At 57.8% G+C, this 8,052-nt stretch carries 7 protein-coding genes; 5 read left to right on the top strand and 2 right to left on the bottom strand.

The genetic code is table 11. The features are described from left to right. Positions 1-182 precede the first annotated feature (182 nt). Positions 183-1,190 carry a GNAT family N-acetyltransferase gene (locus tag ABJO75_RS00740; RefSeq protein ID WP_348124706.1) on the top strand — a complete coding sequence of 336 codons (1,008 nt, stop codon included), beginning with the start codon at positions 183-185 and terminating at the stop codon, positions 1,188-1,190. Between the two features lie 44 nt (positions 1,191-1,234). Here the strand turns inward: ABJO75_RS00740 and ABJO75_RS00735 are convergent, their stop codons facing one another. Continuing rightward, positions 1,235-2,524: an FAD-binding oxidoreductase gene (locus ABJO75_RS00735; protein WP_348124704.1), complete on the bottom strand. Its 1,290-nt coding sequence runs from the start codon at positions 2,522-2,524 to the stop codon at positions 1,235-1,237. Positions 2,525-2,539: 15 nt separating this feature from the next. Further along, positions 2,540-3,205: a haloacid dehalogenase type II gene (locus ABJO75_RS00730; RefSeq protein WP_348124702.1), complete on the bottom strand. Its 666-nt coding sequence runs from the start codon at positions 3,203-3,205 to the stop codon at positions 2,540-2,542. 220 nt (positions 3,206-3,425) lie between these two features. Between ABJO75_RS00730 and argE the strand changes: the two genes are divergently transcribed. The 4 genes from argE to ABJO75_RS00710 all read left to right on the top strand — a co-directional run bounded on the left by argE (position 3,426) and on the right by ABJO75_RS00710 (position 7,873). Beyond that, positions 3,426-4,568, top strand: coding sequence for an acetylornithine deacetylase (gene argE, locus ABJO75_RS00725; protein ID WP_348124700.1), 1,143 nt, complete (start codon positions 3,426-3,428; stop codon positions 4,566-4,568). A gap of 135 nt (positions 4,569-4,703) precedes the next feature. After that, entirely contained in the window at positions 4,704-5,558 is an 855-nt protein-coding gene (locus ABJO75_RS00720) for a GNAT family N-acetyltransferase (RefSeq protein ID WP_348124698.1), read from the top strand. 30 nt (positions 5,559-5,588) lie between these two features. Beyond that, positions 5,589-6,962 carry an aspartate aminotransferase family protein gene (locus tag ABJO75_RS00715; protein ID WP_348124696.1) on the top strand — a complete coding sequence of 458 codons (1,374 nt, stop codon included), beginning with the start codon at positions 5,589-5,591 and terminating at the stop codon, positions 6,960-6,962. Beyond that, a complete protein-coding gene (locus tag ABJO75_RS00710; protein ID WP_348124694.1) occupies positions 6,962-7,873 on the top strand; it encodes a glyoxylate/hydroxypyruvate reductase A in 912 nt (303 codons plus the stop codon). The genes ABJO75_RS00715 and ABJO75_RS00710 overlap by 1 nt, the downstream gene beginning before the upstream one ends. The last annotated feature ends 179 nt before the right edge of the window (positions 7,874-8,052 follow it).

Raw genomic sequence — 8,052 nt, 5'->3', positions numbered from 1 at the left:
GGCGACACCGCAGAAAGTGTTGAGGTCCCGGCGTAAACGGTGGAAAAGTTGGTGCGAGCCAAGCCATAGTATCAGCAATACTTGGCGATTTCTGGTGGCAACATCCCTGCGCGCGAATACAGGTACTGCACACCGCAACCTTACGCCATGGTCTGGCAGCGCAAAACCAAATGAGACGCAGAATGCAAGATGACATACCCGCTTTGATCTCCAAGATCGTACCTGCCAACTCTCAGATCGCGCCCTTGGAGGCTGAGATGTGGAAGCGGTATGATAGATTCATATCGCGCCGGACCGGCGACGAAGACCCCCATTTGCAGGTTGATTCCTACCACGCCACGATTGAACCGATCGACGCTGACAAGATTCCCTTGATTCACGAGTTGACGGTAGGTGTCCTTTGGCCGCATCGGCCAGCTGACATTCAGTTGTTTGAAAAACTTGGCGATGGCTATCTTGCGCTGGATGAAATCGGGCGACCGCTCGGCTCGGCGATGTCGTTCAAGATGGCTGATGATTTTGCAATGCTCGGCATGATGGTGACGCAGCCGCGACTGCAGGAACGCGGTACCGGGCAACGGCTGCTGCGTCGGATGATGCGCGATTGTGCGGGCCGTGATTTGCGGCTGAGCGCAACGCGATCAGGCTATCGGCTGTATGAAAGCGCAGGCTTTGTCCCGGTGGCGACGATCTGGCAGCACCAAGGTATTGCGCACAGGGTTGAAACGCCTACGCCCGTGTTGGGGCTGACCACCGAGCGATTTGACGTGCATCAGCTTTCCGAAGAGGACGTCGCGCAGATTTATGCAGTTGATCGAACCGCATTTGGTGCTGACCGCAGTGATACCATCCGCGCACTGTTAGGCGTGTCATCCGGAACCGTCCTTCGCGATGTAACCGGCATTCGCGGCTATGCGTTACTGCGCAAATTCGGGCGGGGCAAAGTCATAGGCCCTGTCGTTGCCGAAGACGATCAGACAGCATGGCAACTCGCCGCGCCCTTGCTTCAAGAGTGTGAAGGCACCTTCGCGCGGTTTGACACCCCTGTGCAGAGCGATGCGTTCCGCGCGCAGCTGACTAACGCCGGCTTGGAATTGTTCTCGTCAGTGACAGAAATGCGGATCGGCACCGATCGTCGCCCCAAAGATGGTCTGCAAACATTTGGACTGGCGGCGCATTCTTTGGGTTGATCCGGGGTCGGAGCGGAAAAACCCAACCGCCCCTGCTTGTGGGATCAGGACAGGCGGTCCTTTAAACCATAATACAGGCCTACCAGGGGCAGGAACCACGGTTTGCCGCTGTGCATTGGAATAGCGGGCCAACTCATACCTTCCAGCGGGTTGGTATCGGTTCGACCCATCGCCATATCGGCGAGCGATTGGCCGAGCAAGGTCGACATTTGTGCGCCATGTCCGGAATAGCCCATGCCGTAGATCATGCCGTCGGCCTCGCCTGCGCGGGGGAAAAGATCCTTGGTCATCCCCACTAAACCGCCCCAACAATAGTCTATCTCAACATCCGATAGTTGAGGAAAGAGTTTGCCTAGTCCACTGCGCAGGATCGCGCCTGATTTCTCGTCAGAGCGTTGATCCGAAACCGCCGAAAACCGCGCGCGCCCGCCAAAAATGATCCGCCGGTCTGGCGAAAGGCGCATGTAGTTGCCGATGTTCAATGAAGTCACATAGGTTCGATTTCCGGGCAGAGAGGCGGCGATCTCGGCGTTATTCAGCGGACGGGTGGCCACGATGAATGACCCCACCGAAATGATGCGTCGTGTGAAATGGGTCAGCGGGGCGCCTTTGATTTGACTGGAATAGGCCCCCGTCGCCGCAATCACACGGTCGGCCTGGATCTTGCCTTTGGGAGTCTGCAACTCCCATCCCGATCCAACCCGGCAGCGGCGCGTGACAGGTGCACCTTCCCAGATGCGGGCCCCGTGGCGGTGGGCAGCCTCGGCCAGACCGTTCACATAGCGGCCCATATGCATCATCGCTGATTTGGAATAGAGCATCCCCCCGTGAAAATTATCCGAAGCAATCTCGTTCGACAGTTCGGATTTTTCCAGCCATCGGGTATCAGGATCAACCCCTTTGTGGATCAAGTCAAAATTGGCCTTCAAACCGTCAACATGTGTGGGTTTCGACGCCAATTTCAGCTTGCCCGAGCGGCGGAAATCGCAGGCGATGTTTTCTTCCGCAATCACGTCCTCGATCATGTCGATCGATCGATCATAGGCATGGTAAAGCGTCGTGGCGCGGTCTTTGCCCAGATGCGCGACGGCCTCGGCAAAGCCATGCGCGATCCCGTTGTTCAGATGCCCGCCATTGCGTCCTGAACCGCCTGCGCCGATATGCTGCGCCTCGAGCAACGCGACACTGACCCCTTCGCGGGCCAGCTTGCGGGCGGCGTTCAGCCCGGTAAAACCACCTCCAATGACGGCCACGTCATACGTGCCTTCGACGAGGCCGGTTTGGCCATTGGCAAAAGCCGGGGCGGTGTCGTGCCAATAGGACGTGAATTTCATGGCGGTCACTCTGAGTTACAGGCCAACAACAGCGGCAAGCTCGGAAATGTCCTGAATTTCGGTGTATTCATAAAACGGGTTTGCCGGTTCGTGGCGGCGGTTGACCCAGATCTTGTTCTTGATCCCGATGTCGTAGGCCGTCATCAGATCATAGCGAAAGCTGGACGAGACATGCAACACATCTTCGGGCGCGCAGTTCAGCTGATCGAACATATACTCGAATGCCTGCATCTGTGGTTTATAGGCGCCCGCACTTTCGGCGGTATAGACATGTGCGATCGGCACACCGAGGTTTGCGATATTGCTCGGGATCTGATCGTTCATGGCGTTTGTTAGTGCAACAAGCGGGATCTTGTCGGCGATTTTGGCAAGCCCGGCAGTTACGTCTGCATGCGGCCCCCATGTGGGCACGCGGCCGTAGATGTCTTCCGCCACGGCCGGATCAAAATCCACGTTGTTGCGTTTACACGTGCGCTCCAGCGAATTGTGGACCACCTCGGCATAGGGTTTCCAAGCACCCAGAACCTCGTCCAGCCGGTAGGCCGAAAAATTCTTGATGAATTTGTCCAACTGATCTGTGGTCAACCTGTCGCCATAGTGGTCACGGGCCGCGCCAGTCATGTCGAAATTGATCATGGTGCCGTGGCAGTCGAATGTGATGAATTTGGGGCGAAAGGTCATAAGGCTCTCCGAAGGGTCATTGCTGATCTCATCATTGTCCGCACGCGACCACAGGGGTTGCCGCGTTTCAGCGTTTGAAAGCATGAAATTGGGTTTCTGCGTGACAGCGCGGCATGGCGTGCGGCTTTGCGTCGATCTTCGGTTATCCGCACGGGGCAGGTTGGGGCAACTTGTCTTTATAATATGTATGGCCTGGCGGGCCGCAGCGGAAAGTAATGAAATGGCCCCAACTGATCCCCTCACTCCTGCACAAATGTTGGAAAAGCTGGTCGGCTTTCCCACTGTTGTGGGCACCTCAAACGAGGCGTTGATGGATTTCGTGGCCAACTATCTGACGGCGCATAATGTGCCGCATGTTCTGCTGCGCGGGCCCGAAGGCGACCGGTTGAACCTGATTGCCACCATCGGAGATGCCACGAAACCCGGCTATATCCTCTCGGGCCATGTCGATGTAGTCCCAGCCAGTGAACCGGAATGGTTGGCGGATCCTTTTGTGATGCGTCGGCAGGATGGGCGTCTGATCGGGCGCGGCACCTGTGATATGAAAGGATATGTCGCCGCCGTGCTGGCGATGGTGCCACAACTGGCAGCGATGCCCTTGTCCGCACCAATCCATATCGCCCTGTCCTATGATGAAGAGGCCGGATGCCGGGGTGTCCCACATATGATTGCCGCCTTGCCTGATCATTGCGCGCCACCTTTGGGGTGTATTGTGGGCGAACCCTCTGGCCTTGTTCCGGTGCTTGCCCACAAGGGCAAAGCCGCGCTGCGACTGCATGCAAAAGGACAGCCGGGTCACAGTTCGCGCCCTGATCTGGGCCGGAATGCGATCCATGCGCTCTTACCGGTTTTGAACGCTGCAACGACACAGGCAGAGGCATTGGCAACCGGGCCGCAGGATGCGCGCTTTGCGCCGCCGTACTCCAGCTTGCAAATCGGCACGATTACGGGCGGCCAGGCGATCAATATCATTCCAGAGGATGCCCAGGCGGACATAGAAGCGCGTGCAATCGCAGGCGCGGACCCTAAGACCGTTCTTTCCCCGATTCTGGATGCGGTCAAAGCTATCCGGGCTGAAGGGGAAGATATCAGCGCCGAATGGCTGTCATCCTATCCTGCGCTGGCGCTTTCTGCGGATGATCCGCTGGCCGCGATTGCACAAGAAATCTCGGGGAATGCACCAATGGGGGCGGTGAGCTATGGCACCGAGGCGGGGCTGTTTCAGGCTGCGGGCATTCCTGCAATCATTTGCGGCCCCGGCGATATCAGCCGCGCGCACCGCCCCGAGGAATTCTTGACCGAAGACGAATTGGCGGGCGCTGCGCAGATGGTTCTCGCACTCGGGCGGCACCTGTCGATCTAGGCGGGTTGGGCGCAGCATATCGTGCGGCGGCACCTGTCTGATCAAATTCAAACTGCTGCCACGGGAACACATCAAAACAAACATGCCGTTTGATTTGCCTAGACTTGGATCATCACAATGGGAATTTGACTACCAATGACACTTGAAGTTTCCAGCCAGCCAATCGCCACGCGCGACATCCAGATAGAGCCGTTTACGCCTTTGCATCTGGAAGGTGCCGTGCACCTGTCACAACAGGTGTCATGGCCACATCGTTTCGAGGACTGGGCGCTGACATTGTCCGTATCCAAAGGCGTGGTTGCCCTTTGTGATGGGGTGATCGTGGGTACGGCGCTTTGCACCATATTCGGGCCAGTGGCGTCGTTGAATATGATCATTGTCGATGCGCAAATGCGCGGGCAGGGGCTTGGACGCAAGTTGATGGACCGGATCATCGCTTTGACAGGTGACCCGGAATTGCGGCTGGTCGCAACGACAGACGGTATCCCGCTCTATGAAAAACTGGGTTTTGTGGCCGCAGGGCAGATTGTCCAACACCAAGGCATTGCTCGTAAGGTTGCACCGATACAGCCGGTCGAGAAGGTCACCGCCGAAAATCTACCGCGATTGGCGGCATTGGACGCCGACGCCTCGGGGATGGAGCGTCTGGCGCTGTTGCAGGCAATTGCAGCGCTCCCCGATGGTCAGAGCGAGATCTTTGTAACCGACGCAGGCTTTGCGATGAAGCGCCAGTTTGGGCGCGGGACCGTGATCGGGCCTGTTGTGGCCGATACGGACACGGCAGCGCGATCGCTGATTGCCGCAATCGCCAACCAAGTCCAAGGCCAGTTTCTGCGCATAGATTTGCCTGTCCAACGAGGACTGGGAGAATTTGTCGAAACGCTGGGTCTTGCCAATGCAGGCGGCGGCACGGCGATGGTGATGCGCGCGGCTCAGCATCCAGAGACACATATGAAAACCTATGCCCTGATTTCCCAAGCCCTTGGCTAAGCCCCAAGGCGCAATTTGTCGGAGAATACCATGCTGACCAATTCCCTCGTTGAACTGGACCGCCAGCACCTGGTCCACCCCGTTTCGTCCTTTCAGGGACACGAAGCGCGGGGCGTGCGCGTTCTGAAATCCGGCAATGGCGCCCGCGTCACCGATGTGGAAGGCCGCGAGTTGATCGACGGCTTCGCCGGTCTGTGGTGTGTCAACGCGGGCTATGGCCATCAAAGCGTTGTTGATGCCGCCGCCAAACAAATGAGCGAACTGCCCTATGCGACAGGGTATTTCGATTTGGGGGCAGAGGCGCCCATCCGTCTGGCTGCAGAATTGGCCGAGCGCGCACCCGGGGATCTAAACCATGTCTTTTTCACCTTAGGCGGGTCGGATGCGGTCGATAGCACGATCCGCTATATCCGCTACTATTGGTACGCCCGTAATCAGCCCAAACGGGATCAGTTTATCTCGGTCGACCAAGGCTATCACGGATCAACAACGATAGGGTCGGGCCTGACGGGGTTGCCAGCCTTCCACGAAGGTTTCGGCGTGCCGTTTGACTGGCAGCATAAGATTTTGTCGCACGATTTGTATCGCCATCCAGAGGGGAACAACCCGCAAGCTGTCATTGACGCTTCTGTCGCAGAACTGAGAGCCAAAATCGAAACAGTCGGCCCGGAACGCGTGGCAGCCTTTTTCGTCGAACCAATCCAAGGATCCGGCGGCGTTCTGGTGCCGCCCAAGGGTTGGATCAAGGCGATGCGCGACATCTGCACTGAATATGGTGTGCTGTTTATCGCTGATGAAGTGATCACAGGTTTCGGGCGCACCGGGCCATTGTTCGCCTGTTCCGAAGAAGGCATCGTGCCGGATTTCATGACGACGGCAAAGGGGCTGACCTCTGGCTATGCGCCGATGGGGGCGGTTTTTATGTCCGATCATATCTATGACACCATCGCCCAAGGGGCCGGGCCCAGGGCCGTTGGCCACGGATTCACCTATTCGGGGCATCCGGTCTCAGCGGCCGTCGCGCTGGAAGTTCTCAAACTGTACGAAGGTGGCATCCTTGAGAACGGCTGCAGAGCCGGTGCGCAGCTGATGGCCGGTCTGGAAACACTACGCGATCACCCGCTGGTAGGCGATGTACGCGGGCGCGGGATGCTGGCGGCTGTCGAGCTTGTCACAGACAAAGAAAAAAAGACGCCAATCCCGGCGACGGTTCAGCCTGCCACACGCCTGTTTGACAGGGCGTGGGAACAGGGTTTGGTGATCCGATCCTTTGCACAAGGCATCTTTGGCTATGCGCCGCCACTATGCTGCACACCAGAGGATATTGACGGCATCATTGAACGCACCAAAACCGTTTTGGATCAAACGCTTGAAGACCCGGAAATCCGGCAGGTTCTCCGCTGATGGCGCTGCTCTTTATTTCTTCTGAAGAACGCGCAGCGGTTTGGATACCGATCTTTGAGGCGGCGGGTGAAACCATTGTATTCGGCGAAGACGCTGTCAACGATCCTGCGGAGATCACGCATCTTTTCTGTTGGGTTCCGCCAAAGTCGCTGGAGATCTATCCGAATCTTCAGGTCGTAATCAGCGCCGGAGCCGGGGTTGATCAGATGCCGGCACTGCCAAAGGGCATTGCTCTTTCGCGAAGTCTGGATCCGGGTATCTCGGAAATGGTGCGCGATTGGGTGGTGATGGCCACCCTGATGCTGCACCGCGACATGCCGCAGTATCTGGAGCAGGCCCGCGCCGGAGAATGGCGCAGCCGTACCCCGCGTCTGGTTCGCAATACGCGGATCGGTATCATGGGGTTGGGCCGCATTGGTCGCCTTGCGGCGCGCACCCTGTCCGACCTCGGATTTACCGTCTCTGGATGGAGCCAGTCAGGCCGTCCGGTCGAAGGGGTCGAGGTCTTTGCGCAGGATGAGTTGAACAGCTTTCTGGCCGGGGCAAATGTAGTAGTCTGCCTGTTGCCGTTGACGCCGGCAACACAGGGTTTGATGGATGCCGAGTTTTTTGCCGCATTGCCCAAGGGCGCCGCGTTGGTTCATGCGGGCCGGGGCGCACAATTGGATATGTACGCTTTGCATGCTGCACTCGATTCCGGGCATATAGCCACGGCGATGCTGGACGTCACAAACCCCGAACCCTTGCCGCACGATCACTGGGCGTGGCGCCATCCGCGCGTCGTGGTCACCCCGCATATGGCGGCCGAGACCGATCATGAGCAAGGTGCGCTGCACGCGCTTGCGGTTATTCGCGCCAGCCGGGCAAAAGAACCGGTTCCGGGTTTTGTCGATCCCGATAAGGGATATTGATGTGAACGGCGCCAGCAAAGCAATCTGCCGCGTTCCGCGAGAATACAACATAATCTACCACTCTGCGCCCGTGTTTCAGGGACTCGCAGGCCGCTTTTTGGCGCAAGCTGAAAAGATAGCGCAACAGGCCGCTTGCCAACGGGTCATGAAAGTAGGGGCTTTAAGGCTGATTGCAGGTT

Source organism: Sedimentitalea sp. (assembly GCF_039973035.1).
In the GTDB taxonomy this organism is placed as follows: domain Bacteria; phylum Pseudomonadota; class Alphaproteobacteria; order Rhodobacterales; family Rhodobacteraceae; genus Sedimentitalea.
The sequence above is the reverse complement of the archived record's forward strand: the minus strand, read 5'-3'. Positions and strand labels throughout refer to the sequence as shown.